Below are 16,637 nucleotides of genomic sequence, written 5' to 3' on the forward strand. Positions count from 1 at the left end.
TGGGACAACACTCACTGCTCTCTATCTTCTATGCGGCTGGCTTCATCACCAAGGCATACTATGGTGCGCAAGTCACGAAAGTCGCCAAGGCCACCAGCACGTTCGGGAACATCGAGGATTTCGTCACCTCCACTCGCGCTAGCCGACTGGCACTCAAAGTCAAAGAGCCATACGACCGTGGGAAAACTCGCGTCGCGGTAGGACTCGCACGCGGTGGGAATCACAATCGAATTTATATCATACGAAGAGCTATATAAATAGCATGGCGGGGAGATCTAGTAATCTATGTGTCTATACAAAGAAAGACTACAGTGACGTCGTGGACATTGCACTACAGGCCTTTGAAGCAGTAGGGTTTGAGACCGAGAGACGGAATGAAGAATTCGATGAAGAGATTCCCTCAATGAATATCCCATACGGAAATAAATCGTTTAATATTAGTATCACTCTCGGAGGAAATCTGAACCCACATGAACCAGTTCTCACGATGAGCTTCAAGGACTGGCTCAATCCGTCTAACTGGGAATACGACGAAAAATACGAACAATTCTTCGACGACTGTATCGGACTTGTTTGTAGACTTGCTACCGGATTTAGTGCAGATTACGTTCCCGTATGTACTCGCATCCAGCGTGCCGAAGTTCTCCCACTTGAACCTCCTCTTGCCGATCATATTGATCAAATCTCACAACTCGGCGTCTACTCTCAATCATTGCTAGCCGAATTTGGAGGCCTTTCTGGTTTATTTGAAGAATCTCGCTGGGAGTATTCTCAACCACCGTGGCGGGTCGGTGAACTGGACAACGGCAGTTTGCTCGTCATTACACACCCAAGACCGTGGACCGATGTCGGATGGACCGAGTCATCGCACGTCGATCTTCGGCCTGGCGAAGAATACATCTGGGCCATTCACAGAATCCAAGGGTTCGGGGGCATGTTACTCAATCAAATCTAATATGATATCGATTGGAAGTTGGAAACATAGAAACTTAAACAGGGAATTTATTGCCTCTCGAATGAATGTAGACTCAAATGGAGGTTAATTTGTATTCTCACGAACGCTGTAGTGACTGTGGAGACATCCGCGGCGCTCTCAAACGCAGAAACGTTCGTTTTACGGACAATCACTTTCCCCCGCCCGATCCCGATATTAATGCACTCTCGGGCAACGTTACATATCCCGTCCTGGTCGATGAAGAGCACGCTCCGAAAGGCGTCGTCGGCCACAAAAAAATCCTCGAATGGGTTGAGGAAAACTATAGTGAGTCATCTATACCTTAGGTTATTTGCAGAAAATACAATAATAGACTGCCCGTTCTAACAATAGTATTCACAGACCACACACGACCAATGCAGTCGCTGTGGTGATATCCTCCACGCACTCCAAGACCGGAATATCGAGTACCACGGCCATTATTTCCCACCTGAAGATTCCGATATCGATGCCCTCTCGGGTGACATGCCAGAGCCAGTCCTCGTCGACGAGGAACGATCGCCTGAGGGCATCGTTGGTCACGAAGAAATTCTTGAATGGATTGCGAACGAGTATACGGATTAATAGATGATAGGTATGATTTTGTAATAGTTCGAATGTGACCTAAATTATGGAATTTCATATCTATCACCGCGAACGCCGTAGTAGCTGCAGTGACATTCGACGCGCTGTTCAAGAAATATTGCTCACCCGAAGACCGTGAACGACGGATACCTGAGAGAATCGTGGAGTCTCAGACTGGGGTTGCGTCCTCGTCGTCCTGAGAGGAGGGGGGTGAGTTGCTGTCTTCTAGTCGGCGGATACGTTCGGGAATCGGTGGATGGTCGTAGTGGAACGTCTCGTAGAGTGGATGCGGGAACGGATTGGAGAGGTTTTCGCCGCCGAGGGTCTGCAGCGACGACACCATCGCGTCGACGCCAGCTATCGTCGCGCCGAAGTCATCCGCTTCGCGCTCGAACCGGAGCGAGATCTTGTTTGTCAGCGGCGAAAGCAACTGCATGAGTGGATACAGCCAGAGCAGTGCCAGTGCAAGGCCAGCATAGGTTGCGGTGGTGGGCACGTTGAACATCGCGTACAGCCACTCCGTCGACGTGAGGTACTGTGCAATGGCGAGCACGATTCCGATTTGGAGGATCGAGGCGGCCATGAGCTTCCAGACGTGCTTTTTCTGCCAGTGAGCGAGTTCGTGTGCGAGCACCGCCTGCAGTTCCTCGCGAGTCATCTGTTCGACGAGCGTGTCGAACAGGACCACGCGTTTTGTTCGACCGAATCCAATGAAGTACGCGTTCGATTTCGAAGATCGACGGCTGGCGTCCATCTCATAGAGTTGGCTGAGTTCGAAGCCAGCGCGGTCGAACACGTCGTCGACAGCTTCGCGCAGATCGCCGGAATCGATGGGGTCGAAGTCGTTGAATAGGGGTGCGATGATCCGTGGGTAGACGATTTGGAAGACGAGCATGAAGGCGACGAAGAGTGCGATGCCGCCGAGTGCCCAGAGGTTCGGGAACGATTGGATGATACTTAGCAGCGCCGCTGACAGACCACCAGCGATGGCAGTAGTGAGAAGCAGTGAGACGACGGTGTCACGAACGAACAAGGCGGGCGTCTGTTGGTTGAAGTCGAACAATTCCTCAACGACGAACGTGGCGTACGCGTCGAACGGCTTCTGTATGAGTGTGAGTGCGGCGAAAGCACCAGCGAAGAGCACGGCGCCCTGTGCGAGTGGCGAGAGGGTCGTTGCTTGTAATGCAGTGACGATGTCGGTGAACAACCCCGAATACAGTGTCCCGAGGACCACTAGCATTGTCGTCGTGGTCTGTAAAAGGTTTACGCCGGTCGTTGCACGGTCGTAATCCGCGATTTCCCAAGGATCCTCAACAGCGAAGCGTTCTCGGACCCATGCCGATCGCTGGGCAAGCATCCGTTCTCCGTGCAGGACGTTTACGACGTCGAGCCACGAGAAAAACACGGTCGTGCCAACGAACAGACCGATGAACGCGAGGTGATTGAGTAGCATGGTATGTATACTCATATTTGTCCCGAACATAGTGAACTACCCCACCCTACTCGCTCACCGCCGAGGCGGTTCGCTCCTTGAGGGTGGGGCTTCCTGTTTCCACGACGCGCTTTGCAGACACCCGCGTGTCCGCAGGGAGCGCAGTCTCCACAGGCGTTCGAAAATCGCTATGCGATTTTCGCAGCCCATCAGAATCGCTCTGCGATTCTGAGGACGTTGATTCGGAGTATCCCACTCCTACGTCTTCAAGGCCGCGAGAACGAATATTCCACGCCGCATTCGCGTCCCTATCCGCCTCGAACCCACACGCCGGACACGAATGCTCGCGTACCCACAGCGGTTTATCCGTCTCGACACCGCAGGAGGCACACTCCTTCGTCGTGTCCTTCGGGTCGACCGCGACATAGTGCGTTCCTTCCCGTTTGCACTTGTATTCGAGCATACGGAGGAACGTCCCCCACGCCGCGCCTGCGCGATTCCGTGAGTTACCGGGGAGTTCGACCAGTCCCCTCGCGTCCAAGTCTTCGACCGCCACCAAGTCGTACTCACGGGCGTAGTAGTTCGACAACTTGTGGAGAAAGTCGCGGCGCTTTCGCTTCAACTCGGCGTGGCGTTCAGCCACGACCTTCCTTTGTTCCTCCCAATTGTTCGAGCCGTGTTCTTTCCGCGAGAGGTTGCGTTGGGCGCGTTCGAGTCGTTCGCGCTCGTCGCTGAAGTCGGGACTCTCGATGGCGTATCCGTCGGTGTCGTGGGCGTACTTGCAAATCCCCACGTCGATCCCAACGACTCGCTCTGGATTCTCCGACTTCTCGGGCGTGGCTTCGTCTACGTCGATGCCGAACGTGGCGTACCACTCGCCCGTGGGTTCTCGTTTGACCGTGACCTGTTTGATGGTCGCGTTCTCGGGGATGTCTCTGTGGAGGTGGATCGGGATCTCTCCGATTTTGCTCAACCACAACACGGGCCGACCACTCGTATTCTTGAGCTTGAAGCCGGACTGGTTGTAGGTGAGCGACCGATACTCCCGAGGCGGTTTCCACTTGAGCATCCCCACGGCACGTCCGTTCTCCTTCTGGGCTTTGAGCGTGGAGAGGTTGTCGTAGACGCGCTTGACGACCATCTGCAACACTTTCGAGTGAACGTCCCCGAGGTCATCCCACCACGATTTGAGGTCGGGGAGTTGCCCCTGCACGTCGTAGCGGGCGGGAATGTCGTCTGCCTCGTTGAGCAGGTAGAGGACGTGATTGTACAGTTGCCTGCAAGTATCGACGTGGTGCAGAAGCGTCTCGGTGAGGGCTTCCGGTGGGGCCAGTCGGTACTTGTAGTTGTACTGCATGGTCTACTCGTCTGGGTCGGGTTCGGAGACGCGGACGACTTTTACGTCGGCTCCGCGCCAGCGTTTGGGAACGATGACGTGGGCACTATTGCCCGACGGTTTTGCAGTGCCGTCGAGGACTTCCTCGCCTTCGATTTCAAACCTATCCATCACCGATGTATAGACTATGGATAGACATAAAGGTAGCGGTGGGCCTGTGGGCCGAGCGACGAACGTGTTTGAGACCTGTGCGGCGCTGTATCCCCTCCCTACTGCGCTACTCGCTTCGCTGCGTTGCTCCTTGAGGAAGGGGACTTAGCGCCTAATTCCAGTTAAATAACTCGTTCAGACTGAATAGTTAGAGTGGTGAGTCTGATTGCCCATTACCACTATTCAGTAGCATTGCTTAAGGAGACTGCACGCTAATATTGAGGGATCATACTGGTCAACTCTACTGTCTGGTTCATATGTCCAAGACTATTGTTCAGTGTTACTGGCCAGTAATTCTGGCCAGTATCACTGAGCAATGTTATTATTTAGTGCAACTCGGCAGTGGCACTGTCTCGTCTGACGAGATTATTTATACAGGCAGTGTGACGTGCCAGTACGATGATTTCGTACACCGTCTGGAGCGAGGCCGGCGGAATCGGGAAAACAACCGTTTCAGTATCCCTCGCGGCAGCACACGCCCGAAACGATCAATCCGTTCTCGTCATCGACATGGACCCCCAAGACGGCGGACTCACCCACCACCTCGGCACAGAAGACCACCGAAAAGACCCAGAAGTCGATAACCTCGTCCGACACCTCGTCGAACGCCCCAAAGGCGACTTCGCCAATCTCACACAACAAGTCGAGGACAACATCGACATCATCCCGAGTCACAACATGTTGAGTGACCTCGAACAGAATCTCAATCGCGCCGCAAAAATGGAAGAAAGCATGCACGACGCGAACTTCCGCTGGCCAAAAGAGAAACAACTCCGACGAGTCCTCGCAGACGCAGACATCCCGAACGAATACGACGTCATCATCGTCGACCCACCAGCGACAGTCGGACAACACCTCTACAACGCCGTCTACGCCACCTCGAACCTCGTCATCCCCGCCGAACTCTCACCAAAAGGCAAGCAAAGTGTGGACGGTCTTCGAGACGTCGTTGACGGAATCGAAGAGAAACTCGGCGACATCGAAATCGGTGTCCTCGGTGTCGTGCCGAACAAAGTCTCCGATACGAACCTCCAATCCGAATACGAAAACCGACTCGCAGAACAAGACCTTCCGGTCGCACCAGTCTCGATCCGAGAGCGTGGCTCGATGCTCGGTGAAGCGTGGGAGAACCAAGTCAGTATCTTCCAACTCGCAGAGAACGACGAGTACCGCGACCTCCGGGATTACGAAGAGCAGACACTCGATAAATTCGACCAGCTTGCAAAGTACATCACAGAACAGTTCGAGCAGCCGACGGAGGCACCAGCATGAAATCGGGTGCTTCTGATCCGTTCGCAGATGACCCCTCGGAGTCAGACGATACCCAATCCACTGAGCAAGACTCACCAGACCAATCCTCCAGCTCCACCGACCAGCAATCTGAGCCAGAAGACACATCCAGTAACACTGGACAGTATGACCAACCAGATGGCTCGAGCAGTAACACTGATGGACTGAACCGTTCAGATCTACCGTACACGCTCCGACGAGACAAAGTCAAAGACGAACGCGAGAACGTCCACCAGCTCTTCGTCCAAGACGATACCGACGAGAACGAGAACGATGCGCGACGGCAACTGGAAGACCGCTTCGACGACGACGTCTACAAACTTGACGCACGCGAAGCAATCTATCTTGCGGGCATGCAGAACATCGACGACGCTGAATCCGTCCTCAGAGAGTGGGGCTACGACCTCTAACTGTTTTCCCCCTGTTGTGACCCTCGGGTGAAAGCGAAACCCGCTGTATTGCGACTCATTCCGCAGGAAACGGTGTCTTAGGGAAGGCGCTGTCTTTCACGATCGCCACCAACATTCCATACAGCGATATGTAGTTTATAACTTACCGTGAGAATCTAATTCTATCGATTGCAGTGGTCTCAGACGTCCTCCATGCCAATACTGTCGTGGATGGCCGCACTTGTGATTAGCGCAGGAATCATAAGTAGATTTTAGTGGGTCGCCGCCCTCGGTGACGCACGAAACTCCCCTATCACCGAAAACCGGCTTCTCGACACCAAAACCCGGGAGGAACCAACACAAAACCCACTATGCCCACGCCTACTACTCGACTGCCAACCCGAACAGACCTGCAACTAAGTGAGGCGACGAACCGTGAGTAAGACAGACCAACCGCTCGATAGCCCACTTGACGATTATCTCACCGACAAGAGCAAGGGCAACGATTCGGGGAACTACCGCCGAAACGCCGAGCGTGTCGTCCGAAAGTGGCTGTCTTGGACGCGAGAGAATCGGAGTACGTACACGTTCGCTGCGCTCGATGTCGACGACCTCGAAGCCTACGCTCGTCACTTGAAACGTCGCACGAACGGCACTACCGGTATTGCGCCGTCATCGGCACGGAAGTACTACGATTACGTTCGCGCGTACCTCTCGTGGTGTCAGGCGCGCGCGTACCTCCCGGACAACCCCGCGAAGAAAGCCCGTGCCGAGGAACCGCTGCCCGACGACGACCGGCAGGCCGACCACGAACAGCAGTTCTGGTCGCCCAAGCAGCGAGCGGCCATCATGGCCTACATTTCGAAACGCGCTCATGACGCAATAGACGAACGTGGCTCCGACGCGCTCGCAGAGTCGCGCGACCGAGCGCTCGTCGCAACAATAGGTTACACCGGTGTGCGAGGCGCAGAAGTACTGAAGGCTCCCGGAAACAACGACGCGCGTCGAACGGGGATTCGCTGGTCGGACGTTGATCTCGACGGCGGCACGATGCACATTCTGGAAAAAGGACAGCAGCAGTACCGGGATACGAGTGCCCCCAAGCAAGCCACGTCGGTGCTCGAACGCTGGAAACAAATGTTCGACCCGCCGAACGAGGAGTGGCCGGTGTTTCCTTCGTTCCACGGGCCTTCGATATCCGCTGCCGCGAACGCGGGGTTGGAAGCCGACGGATACAGTGAGGACGAAATCGCGTCGATTCGCGCCGATGCGACTGCACTCGAGGTCTGCTACGGGTACGACGTCGCCCCGCCCGCACTGACGACTGCCGGAGCGAGGACGCTGCTGCAACGCCTCTCGAAGGAGGCCGACATACCGGGACTCGACACCGAGAGCGGCGAGTACCTCGAACTTCACGGGGGGCGTCGCGGTGCTGGCAGCACGCTCGTTCGCCAGAAAGGGTGGGAACAGGCTCAAAAGCACCTGCTCCACGCCGACCCAAAGACGACGATGGATGCGTATTCGCACATCTCGGCGGAGGAGACAGCCGAAGCGGCAGGAGAAGCGTTCGACGAAGCCGAGAAGTGACGGGAGCGTCCTGTATCGGATGGACCCGAAAGTGCGTTCGGGACTGTCCGGCGGTATTGGCGGCCGACGTATCGACGTGCGTGGCCCTGGCGTTGGCCAACTGAACGGCGTGGCAAAGAGTGAGGACTGCGGATCCGGACAGACATAAACTTCATAATGATGTATCCAGGGAAGGTGTCTACTGGACCACAACCTCGGAAGATGGTTCTGATGCGCGCCTTATTTCCGCATATATTTAGGGGTATTAAATAGAGACTTCATGCTAGGTCTTACGAGGCGGACAAAAAGAAGAGATTAGCTACCCGACAAGGAACTGGGTGGAGCAACTCCAAACCAAGAGCGGGCAAATACTCGATGACACCAAGTAGAAGCCCGATAACGACCAATGCTGGCCATAAAAAACGAAGCAAACGAATGTTCGCTGGGGCTTGGTTCTGGGTCTACAATATAGAACCCAAAGATAAACCAAGCAACTATCAGCATCTGTGAAACTAACGGATAGCGGGGAAGCAGTACGAGGGGAACTGCGACTCTCGCCTCTGAAACGGAGCTTTGTCGGACAATGACCGTTGCAATCGACATCACGACCGGGGCATGGGTGTGTGGAGGTAATGTCAATGGTAATCGTCTCAAAGCTTCGAGTTGAAGCAACCGAGTTGCACGTCAATTGCTGCATGGATATTAAATACGCAGGAACCATACTATAAGAGAATGACTTGGCCTGAATTCGACGTTCATCCGAATCCAGAGGAGTATGTAACCACCTACGATTTCATGGAATTACCGACGACGAGTGCAGACCACCGATTTGAGGTACGTGTGGAGAAAGTGGCCGAGTTTTCTCAAACCCATCCGGGAACGTTCTGCATCTCGCTTACTAATACGGGTACCGAAACACTTCGGACGATGTTTGGTATTACACCACCATTCTCTCGGTACTTTGGCACAAATCAGTCTGATAAGCAACTCGTAGTTATTCCTCTCCATTCCCGCGATACAAGCGTAAACAAAGAGCGACTCGTGCCAGACGAACCACCATGGCGAGCCGTGGAGGACTTCGATATCCCGCAAGTTGGTACCACTATAATCTTAGATGCAGGCGAGTCTGTTTCCGACGAGTACGCCATTCTTCTGCCAACTGGTTTGACCTCAGAGTATCATTCTGGGCAGTACCAATTCTCGGATCAGGTGAAATTCCAGTTGCCCGATGAAGAACGGTTAAACAATAAATTCGAATGGTCGTTTACTGTCGAGATTGAGCCTCAGTCGAAGGTCAATTAGGGTGTCGTCGTAAGGTTCCACCGCTGTTCGATTTCTGCGAGGATGGTCGCTTTCGACTTTCCGCCGTAGTCGCTCTTATGTATTCCTGCGATTTCCGCTGTGTCTGAGTCTGAGTCAAGAAGCCGGAAGTGCGGTCCACCAGAGTCTCCGCCTTCATTGTCCGCTTTGGTGAGGAAGTAGGTGTCGTTCGTATTCGTGACTGCCCCTTCTTTTAGGCCTGAACCGAGTCCTTGTTTCTTGAGTGGGTCTCCGTTCTGTGCAGCGTCTTCCAACCAATCTTTTTGCACAGTTCCGCCGATGTTTGGCCCACGGTAGTTGTCGTCCCCGGTATCTGCGAACCCGCCGTATGTGCTGATTCCACCTGTCGTCCGAATCATCGCAGCATCAAACTCGGAACCGTGTTTGAAATAATCCAAATCTGTTGCCCCAATGTAGTTGGGATCGCTCTCACCGGGGGCGTTCTGCGCACCAGGTTGGTAGCAGCGTGGTCCGTGGTTCGAGACAACATGGCCACAGGTCAACAGTGCCATCTCTTCGTCCTTATTATCCCACACCGGTGTTCCGAGTGTCGCAGGGCCTTCAGTGGTGCCAAAGGTCGCGGCTGCCCCAGCAGGGACACCGGGATTTCGGTATCTGTACTCGTACCACTGTTCTTGTTCCGGGGAGCGAACCACCTTGATTGGGACAGGGGGAACCTCTTCGGCGACTTCGGTCCCGCGCCCAGCGATGCCAGACATATTGGCTGGCAGGGTTTCTTTCACATCACTGAGGGGAACGGAAACTTCGGCATTCGCAACTTCTTCGCGTTCCTCATACGGGTAATGAACAACGATTTGGCTTTGACTTCCGGAGTGTCCCTTGACGTGTCGAACCGTCGCAGAGATGCTGCGGTGTGGTTCAGAGGAAACAGTTGGGAGCTGTTGTTCAAGTTGGCGTCGAGCGTCGTGTGCTCCATCTATCTGCACCCACACTGACCGCGGGATTGACCCGTAGACAGGTTCCCGAACCGGGGCAGCGTTGTTATGCCGCACTTCGTCTGGATTCGTAACCCGCAGACTGTACAATCTGGGCACTTCGTCTTCCGGATTACCGGTAACCGATGCGAGCGCGTCTTTCGTCATGAATTTCAACGCGGCTCCTGAAACCCCAAGACTGGAAAGTGCCGAGAGGAATCGCCGTCGCCCCATCTTTGATAACTTGTCTGTGCCGTTCTTCGAACCGCGGTTTATTTCCCTATCTATACATGAAGAAAAATATTGAGAACCATTATAAAACTATCTTAAATATAGTTACATTATCTGGGCTAGTGTCCTAGCAATGGCCCCAGTTGTTCCAATCACGAAATCAACTCAGTAGATCTAAGGGGCACCGTCTAGCTTAACTTCTGCGCAGAGGAGCGTCTTGTATGGACACAACCGTTACAACCTGTTCACTTCTCAAACTGCGCTAACTAGACAACGCCACCCAAGGTTTCGAATAGATTTACCGTGTAGAATCAAGTAGAGATGGAAGCTCGGGTCGGACGATTAACTGACGCATATCTTGTTGGAATCGAACTGCGAAACCGAATTCAAAGAGGACAATCTCTTTCCGAAGTACTTCAAGCAGTTGATGGCCCGTTCGACAGGCTCGACGATGGCTATCCAGAGTGGCATCCCGCATCCTTCTCATTCCATGGAGTACTCAAGTTGTTTCTCTACCGCGAAATAACCGGCGACAGCTATCGAGCGTTGACCCGGCAACCAGAACTCGCGGCAGTATGCGGGCTTGATCGACTCCCTAGTGAATCAGTTCTTTCGCGGACGTGGCGCAATCGTTTCGACGAGGGAGTTTGTGAGTTCATTACGACAGCCGCTCATTATCTCGTCAAAGAAATCCACGACGAAGACCTCTCCGTTCGAACCGTCCGACCGAAAGAAGAGGTACTCCATCCACGTAAAGATTCCGAGGCGTGCCCTGCCGAGGAAAAAGAAGCAACCGCCGAAGACGAGTTCACAGATGAGAACATCCAGCGAACGACGCGTCTTGCTCGTGACCATGGCTTTGACGGGTTCGATTCTAACCGTGCTGACAATGCGACATACGAAGATACGCGGTTTTTCGAGTTACAGACGTTCATGGGGATGGTCGGTTGCGGCACCGCACAAGGAGCAGCGCGCTTCCAGTATCGCCGAGGTGCAGAGTACGGTCCCCACGGCGATACCCACCTTCGAGCAGTAAAACAGTTCGACCCTGAGAACCTCATCGCGGGATTCGACACTGCGACAGATCACGTTCTTTCGGCTATCGCCTCTGAAACAGCGTTTCGTCGTCCAGTCACGGTGGCAATCGACATTACGACCGTGCCCTACTACGGGGACGTGGAGGGAATGTCGATGGTGAGCGGGACGAAAGACGGCGACGGCAGAGCGTTCAAATTTGCCACACTCTCAATTGTTGGTCGGAATATCCCGCTTGTACTTGCCGTCGAGCCGGTGCGGGAAAGTTCACCGTGGGACGAGAATCCGTCGAATCGAATCCATCGCACTGTCCGGCGGTTGGTCTTACGGGTGAAAGACCACGTGCCGATTGGGACCGTACTGTGCGACCGGGAGTTTGATTCGATGCGAGTCTTTCAGACGCTCTCGAATCTGGGCGTGAACTACCTCATTCCGAAGCGCATTTCCAGTACAGAACGGACCGTCATCGAGCGGATGGAAACAGACGGACAAGATGTTGCCGTCGAATCGGCGTCTGTCGATGTGGAAGCTGGTTCCCACCCGATGCAGTTTCTCTACGTCCCGTCTACGAAGGGTGACGGGACGGCAGTATTCGCCACGAACGTTCGGGTCGGTCCGGAGGAAGCGGAGTCGTTCTGTCGTCGATATAGTCGCCGCTGGCAGATTGAGAATGGCTATAAATCGATCAAACACGATTTCCTTGCGAAGACCTCCTCGAAAGACTATCGCGTCCGCTTGTTCTATTTTGTCTTCGCAGCCCTACTCTACAACATCTGGCGGCTCACCGATTTTCTGTTGAAAACAAGTGTCGATGGCGAGATGGATTACGCTCCCGTCCTGACGGCTGGGGAATGTGTCGAACTGGTTTCGGCAGCGCTGGTGCCGCCTGACTGAGCGTCTGAGGGATATTCAGCTAGCTATCTGTGAGTGGCAACACTGAAGAAAGGGTCTGAAATCTCTTCAATTGTGGATAAGTACTGAGACTTCGCTAGTTATCCCCGCGACTAAGGAACGGATTTGAGGTATTTGATGCCGATTCGCCACAAAACCCACCCAAATTTATGCCATCCTCCGAAACTGTGACTGGACCTTAGTCCGGGGGTGGCAAGAGGACCGATTGAGCCGACAGAACTCGATGTTCCGTATCGTCTCAACGAACGCGCAACCGACCGAAACACCGACTACGAGTTCACCCACGACCGGTTCCCAGCGTCTGGCGAATACGTCCGAAGCTACTCCACGGGGACTGGTTTTATTACTCGGCGGTATGAGCACACACCGTATGGTACGCACGCAGTGCACCGTAGGTCGAGCGGTGGGTCTAGCCGCTCGTGACCACCATGACGGCGACGGAATCACGACACGAATCCAGTACACCGGTTCGGAGGCGACGCATGGAAGAGATTAGTACCGACGCCGCGCCGCCGAGCATCGGCCCGTTCTCGCAGGGCGTTCGCGACGGCGACCGCATCTACGTTTCCGGACAGGGGCCAGTTGACCCCGACTCGGGCGACATCGTCGGCGACACCATCGAAGAACAGACCGCGCGCACCCTAGAGAACGTCGAGGCAGTACTGACGGCGGCGGGCCTGTCGCTCGACGACGTGGTGAAGGCGACCGTCTTCGTACAGGACATGGACGACTACGACGCCATCAACGATGTGTACGCAGACTACATGTCTGCGCCGTATCCTGCCCGAAGCGCGGTTCAAGTCGAAGACCTCCCCATCGACATCGGCGTCGAGATCGAAGTAGTCGCGACCGCCCGCGACTCGAAAGCGGGGTCGGGGGCGTGACCGATCGATGAGAGCTATCGCGGTCCGACGCGACCAGTCTGACCCACAATTACTCGACGTGCCGAAACCCACGCCAGAGTCTGGTGAGGCGCTAGTTCGAACGCTCCGCGTCGGCATCGACGGCACCGATCACGAGGTCATCGAGGGTAACCACGGCGGCTTTCCCGGCGACGCCGATTACCAGATACTCGGCCACGAAGCGGTCGGCGTCGTCGAGGAGCCGAATGGGACCCGATTCGACGCGGGAGACCTCGTCGTGCCGGCGGTTCGACGGCCGTCGGACCCGGAGGCCGACAATCGGTACTTCGAACGCGGCGAACCGGACATGGCCCCGGACGGCCAGTACGTCGAACGCGGCATCGTCGGCGAGCACGGCTACATGGCCGACTACTTCACCAGCCACGAATCGTTCCTCCTCGGTGTGCCCGACGCGTTCGCCGAAACCGGCTTCCTCGTCGAACCTATCAGCAATACCGAGAAGGCCCTCGAACACGCCTACGCCAGTAGGTCGGCGTTCGAGTGGCAGCCTGAATCTGCGATGGTGCTGGGGAACGGCCCGCTCGGTCTCCTGACGCTGGCGATGCTGGTCGAGAGCGACGACTTCGAGCGCTGCTACTGTCTCGGCCGGCGCGACAGGCCCGACCCGACGGTCGAGATAATCGAACGTCTCGGCGCGACCTACGTCGATTCACGCGAGACGCCGCTCGCAGACGTGCCGGACGCCTACGAACCGATGGACTTCGTCTACGAGGCGACGGGCTACGCGCCCCACGCCTTCGAGACCATCGAGGCGCTCGCGCCGAACGGTGTCGGCGCGCTGTTGGGCATCCCGTCAGACGGGAGCGTCGAGTTGGACGGTGGGCGCCTCCACCGAGAGCTAGTGCTAGAGAACAAAGCACTCGTGGGAAGCGTCAACTCGAACGTCGCCCAGTACGAGGCGGCCACGGAGTCGCTCGCCTCGTTCCCCGACTGGTTCACCGACGCGCTCGTAACCGGAATCCACGGCCCCGAGGAGGTCGAGCAGGCGTTCGAGACGGGCGACAACGTCATCAAGAGCGTCGTCGAATTCGACGCTGTGTAGGGTCGGTGGCAGTCGAGGAGATAGACTTCACTCGTTATTCAGGGCGGGGAGGATGTCAAGCTTCGGCCTGCGCGACGATTCGCTCGACGGCGTACTCGGCTTCATCGTCGGTGAGACACATTGGGTTGACCGTGAACTCGCTCGCGGGGAGCGCGTCCGCGCCGACGAACACGCGCGGTTCCTCGCGCCGAAGGCCGCCAACCACGTCGGTCGCCGAGACGCCGGCAACATTGGCATCCACTGAGACAATTACTTCGGGAGCGACGGCCGTCTTGTCGTCGGCCGTCAGCGAGGTGTCGAATCCCGAAACGGCTTCGAGGTCCGCCGCGATTCGCCGCGAGCGTTCGAGCCATTCCTCGACGAGGGCGTCGTGGTCCTCCTCGACGAACAGTTCGAGCGCGCGAATCAGACCGACGAGTTCCTCCTTGCCAACCTTCATCGGGCGGCCGATTCCCTGCCGTGGGACGCCGCCGAGTCTGTCGGGGTCCACGAGTTCGCGCGCGGGTTCCCACACCTGCTCGGCGGCGTGCATGTCGAGATGCTGGGCGGCGACGGACCGGATGAGGTCGTCTCGCCCAGCGAGGATGCCGGTCGTCTGCGGGCCGCGAATCGCCTTCCCGCCGCTGAACGCGACGAGGTCCGCCCCGGCGTCGACGAACGCCTCGAAGTTGCTCGGCGGCGGGAGTTCGGCGGCGGCGTCCACGATAACCGGAACGCCGTGGTCGTGAGCGACATCGCAGACCACATCGAGTGGCGGTTCCGTGTAAGACTTCTCGACGTAAGCGACCGCTGCGGTGTCCTCGCCGATAGCGTCGGCTATCTCCCACGGTTCGACGTTGCGAGACCCGGTGCCGAGGTGCTTGTCGTTGCTGCCGACGTCCACGATGGTTGCGCCAGCGGCGCGGAGCGCGTGGTCGTAGCCGGTGCGGTGCGTGCGTGGCATCACGATTTCGTCGGCGAGACCCTCGGTGTCGGGGAGACGGGCCATCGCGCCGAGGTCGTCGCCCGCGATGCAGGCGGCCGCGCCGAGTGCGAGCGCGCTCGACGCGCCGGACGCGACGTAGCCCGCGTCTGCGCTGGTGACGTCCGCTATCAGTTCGCTCGCTCTGGCCTGCAGGTCCGAGAGGCGCACGAACGCTTCAGACGCGCGAGCCATCGCCTTGACGGCCTCCGGCCGAATGCGACTGCCGCCGATGCGGGTCTTGGTCCCCGTGGCGTTGACCACGTGTGGGACGCCCAACTCCTCGTAGATGGTCCGAGATGGCATACGAACTTCTGGCGCGGCATGGGTTAAATAGGTTCGGCGTTCCCCTGTGTTCGTTGTTCGTTCGAATTCCCGTTTCGAGACGCGATTGCCGACTCCGTTTCTCGCTCACTGCATTCTCTGGCCCACCGGTACGTTCAAGGTATCGGCACGGCCATCGCTAGCACGTCACGGCTATGCCCGACATCGAAGCCGGTACGAGCTACTTCGGCGTACAGGACCCCGACCATGCGACGGCCGACCTGACGCGCTTCCGCGACGCTGGACTCGACGCGGTCCTCCACACGTTCAGCGAGCGCGATCAGGCGTTCTACCGCGAGACGATGGCCGAAATCGTCGCGGCGAGTCACGAGCGGGGGTTGACTACCTACGTCAATCCGTGGGCAGTCGGCGGCGTCTTCGGCGGCGAAGAGTTCTCTCGATTCGTCGCGCAGAATCCCGACTCCCGTCAGGTTCTCAACACGGGCGAACGCGTCCCCGCCGCTTGTTTCAACGACCCAACGTTCCGCGAATTTATGCGCGAGTGGACGCGGGATGCCGCCGGTCTCGGTGCGGACGTCCTCTTCTGGGACGAACCGCACTGGCACGACGTCCACTGGTACGAAGACGGCTACCCCGACGACGTCTGGTGTTGTCGGTGCGAACACTGTCGGGAGTCGTACCGCGAGCGGTACGACGAACCGATGCCCGCGACCGAGACCGAGCGGGTTTCCCGGTTCCGCGAGGACTCGATGCTCGACTTCCTCGACGAACTGATGGCGCTGACTCACGAGGAGGGAGCGGAAAACGCCGTCTGTCTCATGCCCACCCAGTCTGCCGACCACGGGCCGCGCGACTGGGCGCAGTTAGCCGCGAACGACCACATCGACGTGCTGGCGACCGACCCCTACTGGGCGGCGTTCACCGAGAACGCTGACCCCGGCGAGTACGTCGCCGAGTTCGGTGAGGAACTCGTCTCGGTCGCCGACGACCACGGGCTTCGCAGTCAGTTGTGGATTCAGGGGTTCGGCCTCTCGGGTGCGTCGGCGACGGACGACGTACGGGCCGCGACCCGGACCGCGCTCGACTGCGGCGCGGACAGCGTCTTCATGTGGGGCTACGATGGCTGTCGAACCATCTCGGAGATTGCCTGCGAGGACCCGATGGCCGTGTGGAATGCGTATCTGGACGAGTTGCCGTAGTTGGGAACAGACA

At 56.9% G+C, this 16,637-nt stretch carries 15 protein-coding genes; 9 read left to right on the forward strand and 6 right to left on the reverse strand.

What is annotated here, in order from left to right:
* Positions 1 to 262 precede the first annotated feature (262 nt).
* Complete coding sequence (locus F7R90_RS21525; protein ID WP_158059627.1) at positions 263 to 955, forward strand: hypothetical protein; 693 nt, start codon at positions 263 to 265, stop codon at positions 953 to 955.
* 375 nt (positions 956 to 1,330) lie between these two features.
* Here F7R90_RS21525 and F7R90_RS21530 read toward each other — a convergent pair whose 3' ends face one another.
* The 4 genes from F7R90_RS21530 to F7R90_RS21545 all read right to left on the reverse strand — a co-directional run bounded on the left by F7R90_RS21530 (position 1,331) and on the right by F7R90_RS21545 (position 4,497).
* Positions 1,331 to 1,516: a hypothetical protein gene (locus F7R90_RS21530; RefSeq protein ID WP_158059628.1), complete on the reverse strand. Its 186-nt coding sequence runs from the start codon at positions 1,514 to 1,516 to the stop codon at positions 1,331 to 1,333.
* A gap of 211 nt (positions 1,517 to 1,727) precedes the next feature.
* Positions 1,728 to 2,798, reverse strand: coding sequence for a M48 family metallopeptidase (locus tag F7R90_RS21535; protein WP_233752315.1), 1,071 nt, complete (start codon positions 2,796 to 2,798; stop codon positions 1,728 to 1,730).
* Between the two features lie 259 nt (positions 2,799 to 3,057).
* On the reverse strand, positions 3,058 to 4,347 hold the full coding sequence (locus F7R90_RS21540) for an RNA-guided endonuclease InsQ/TnpB family protein (protein WP_158059630.1): 1,290 nt from the start codon (positions 4,345 to 4,347) through the stop codon (positions 3,058 to 3,060).
* Between the two features lie 3 nt (positions 4,348 to 4,350).
* Positions 4,351 to 4,497, reverse strand: coding sequence for a DUF2080 family transposase-associated protein (locus F7R90_RS21545; RefSeq protein ID WP_158059631.1), 147 nt, complete (start codon positions 4,495 to 4,497; stop codon positions 4,351 to 4,353).
* A gap of 438 nt (positions 4,498 to 4,935) precedes the next feature.
* On the opposite strand from F7R90_RS21545, the gene F7R90_RS21550 reads away from it, so the two are divergent.
* The 4 genes from F7R90_RS21550 to F7R90_RS21565 all read left to right on the forward strand — a co-directional run bounded on the left by F7R90_RS21550 (position 4,936) and on the right by F7R90_RS21565 (position 9,083).
* On the forward strand, positions 4,936 to 5,808 hold the full coding sequence (locus F7R90_RS21550; protein ID WP_158059632.1) for a ParA family protein: 873 nt from the start codon (positions 4,936 to 4,938) through the stop codon (positions 5,806 to 5,808).
* Positions 5,805 to 6,236 (forward strand): hypothetical protein, encoded by a 432-nt coding sequence (locus F7R90_RS21555; RefSeq protein WP_158059633.1) that lies wholly within the window; start codon positions 5,805 to 5,807, stop codon positions 6,234 to 6,236. Before F7R90_RS21550 ends, F7R90_RS21555 begins: the two co-directional genes overlap by 4 nt.
* A 414-nt stretch (positions 6,237 to 6,650) precedes the next feature.
* Positions 6,651 to 7,802: a tyrosine-type recombinase/integrase gene (locus F7R90_RS21560; protein ID WP_158059634.1), complete on the forward strand. Its 1,152-nt coding sequence runs from the start codon at positions 6,651 to 6,653 to the stop codon at positions 7,800 to 7,802.
* Positions 7,803 to 8,513: 711 nt separating this feature from the next.
* Entirely contained in the window at positions 8,514 to 9,083 is a 570-nt protein-coding gene (locus tag F7R90_RS21565; protein WP_158059635.1) for a hypothetical protein, read from the forward strand.
* Here F7R90_RS21565 and F7R90_RS21570 read toward each other — a convergent pair.
* The gene (locus F7R90_RS21570) at positions 9,080 to 10,204 is read right to left on the reverse strand and encodes a trypsin-like serine peptidase (protein ID WP_158059636.1); all 1,125 of its coding nucleotides are present in this window, start codon (positions 10,202 to 10,204) and stop codon (positions 9,080 to 9,082) included. The two genes, F7R90_RS21565 and F7R90_RS21570, sit on opposite strands and share 4 nt — an antisense overlap.
* A 384-nt stretch (positions 10,205 to 10,588) precedes the next feature.
* On the opposite strand from F7R90_RS21570, the gene F7R90_RS21575 reads away from it, so the two are divergent.
* The 3 genes from F7R90_RS21575 (at position 10,589) to F7R90_RS21585 (ending at position 14,179) form a co-directional block, all read left to right on the forward strand.
* Positions 10,589 to 12,196: a transposase gene (locus F7R90_RS21575; protein WP_158059637.1), complete on the forward strand. Its 1,608-nt coding sequence runs from the start codon at positions 10,589 to 10,591 to the stop codon at positions 12,194 to 12,196.
* Positions 12,197 to 12,696: 500 nt separating this feature from the next.
* Complete coding sequence (locus F7R90_RS21580; protein ID WP_158059638.1) at positions 12,697 to 13,098, forward strand: Rid family detoxifying hydrolase; 402 nt, start codon at positions 12,697 to 12,699, stop codon at positions 13,096 to 13,098.
* Between the two features lie 7 nt (positions 13,099 to 13,105).
* Positions 13,106 to 14,179, forward strand: a complete 1,074-nt coding sequence (locus F7R90_RS21585) for a glucose 1-dehydrogenase (RefSeq protein ID WP_158059639.1) — start codon at positions 13,106 to 13,108, stop codon at positions 14,177 to 14,179.
* Positions 14,180 to 14,234: 55 nt separating this feature from the next.
* Here F7R90_RS21585 and F7R90_RS21590 read toward each other — a convergent pair whose 3' ends face one another.
* Positions 14,235 to 15,446 carry an aminotransferase class V-fold PLP-dependent enzyme gene (locus F7R90_RS21590; RefSeq protein WP_158059640.1) on the reverse strand — a complete coding sequence of 404 codons (1,212 nt, stop codon included), beginning with the start codon at positions 15,444 to 15,446 and terminating at the stop codon, positions 14,235 to 14,237.
* Between the two features lie 173 nt (positions 15,447 to 15,619).
* Between F7R90_RS21590 and F7R90_RS21595 the strand changes: the two genes are divergently transcribed.
* Complete coding sequence (locus F7R90_RS21595) at positions 15,620 to 16,624, forward strand: hypothetical protein (RefSeq protein WP_158059641.1); 1,005 nt, start codon at positions 15,620 to 15,622, stop codon at positions 16,622 to 16,624.
* The last annotated feature ends 13 nt before the right edge of the window (positions 16,625 to 16,637 follow it).

The sequence above is a fragment of the Halorussus halophilus genome, assembly GCF_008831545.1.
Taxonomy (GTDB): Archaea; Halobacteriota; Halobacteria; order Halobacteriales; family Haladaptataceae; genus Halorussus; species Halorussus halophilus.

Coding starts and splice junctions, on each gene's coding strand:
- F7R90_RS21585 (WP_158059639.1), top strand. CDS start 13,106: ATGAGAGCTATCGCGGTCCGACGCGACCAGTCTGACCCACAATTACTC.
- F7R90_RS21550 (WP_158059632.1), top strand. CDS start 4,936: ATGATTTCGTACACCGTCTGGAGCGAGGCCGGCGGAATCGGGAAAACA.
- F7R90_RS21545 (WP_158059631.1), bottom strand. CDS start 4,497: ATGGATAGGTTTGAAATCGAAGGCGAGGAAGTCCTCGACGGCACTGCA.
- F7R90_RS21570 (WP_158059636.1), bottom strand. CDS start 10,204: ATGACGAAAGACGCGCTCGCATCGGTTACCGGTAATCCGGAAGACGAA.
- F7R90_RS21565 (WP_158059635.1), top strand. CDS start 8,514: ATGACTTGGCCTGAATTCGACGTTCATCCGAATCCAGAGGAGTATGTA.
- F7R90_RS21540 (WP_158059630.1), bottom strand. CDS start 4,347: ATGCAGTACAACTACAAGTACCGACTGGCCCCACCGGAAGCCCTCACC.
- F7R90_RS21590 (WP_158059640.1), bottom strand. CDS start 15,446: ATGCCATCTCGGACCATCTACGAGGAGTTGGGCGTCCCACACGTGGTC.
- F7R90_RS21575 (WP_158059637.1), top strand. CDS start 10,589: ATGGAAGCTCGGGTCGGACGATTAACTGACGCATATCTTGTTGGAATC.
- F7R90_RS21555 (WP_158059633.1), top strand. CDS start 5,805: ATGAAATCGGGTGCTTCTGATCCGTTCGCAGATGACCCCTCGGAGTCA.
- F7R90_RS21525 (WP_158059627.1), top strand. CDS start 263: ATGGCGGGGAGATCTAGTAATCTATGTGTCTATACAAAGAAAGACTAC.
- F7R90_RS21595 (WP_158059641.1), top strand. CDS start 15,620: ATGCCCGACATCGAAGCCGGTACGAGCTACTTCGGCGTACAGGACCCC.
- F7R90_RS21535 (WP_233752315.1), bottom strand. CDS start 2,798: ATGCTAGTGGTCCTCGGGACACTGTATTCGGGGTTGTTCACCGACATC.
- F7R90_RS21580 (WP_158059638.1), top strand. CDS start 12,697: ATGGAAGAGATTAGTACCGACGCCGCGCCGCCGAGCATCGGCCCGTTC.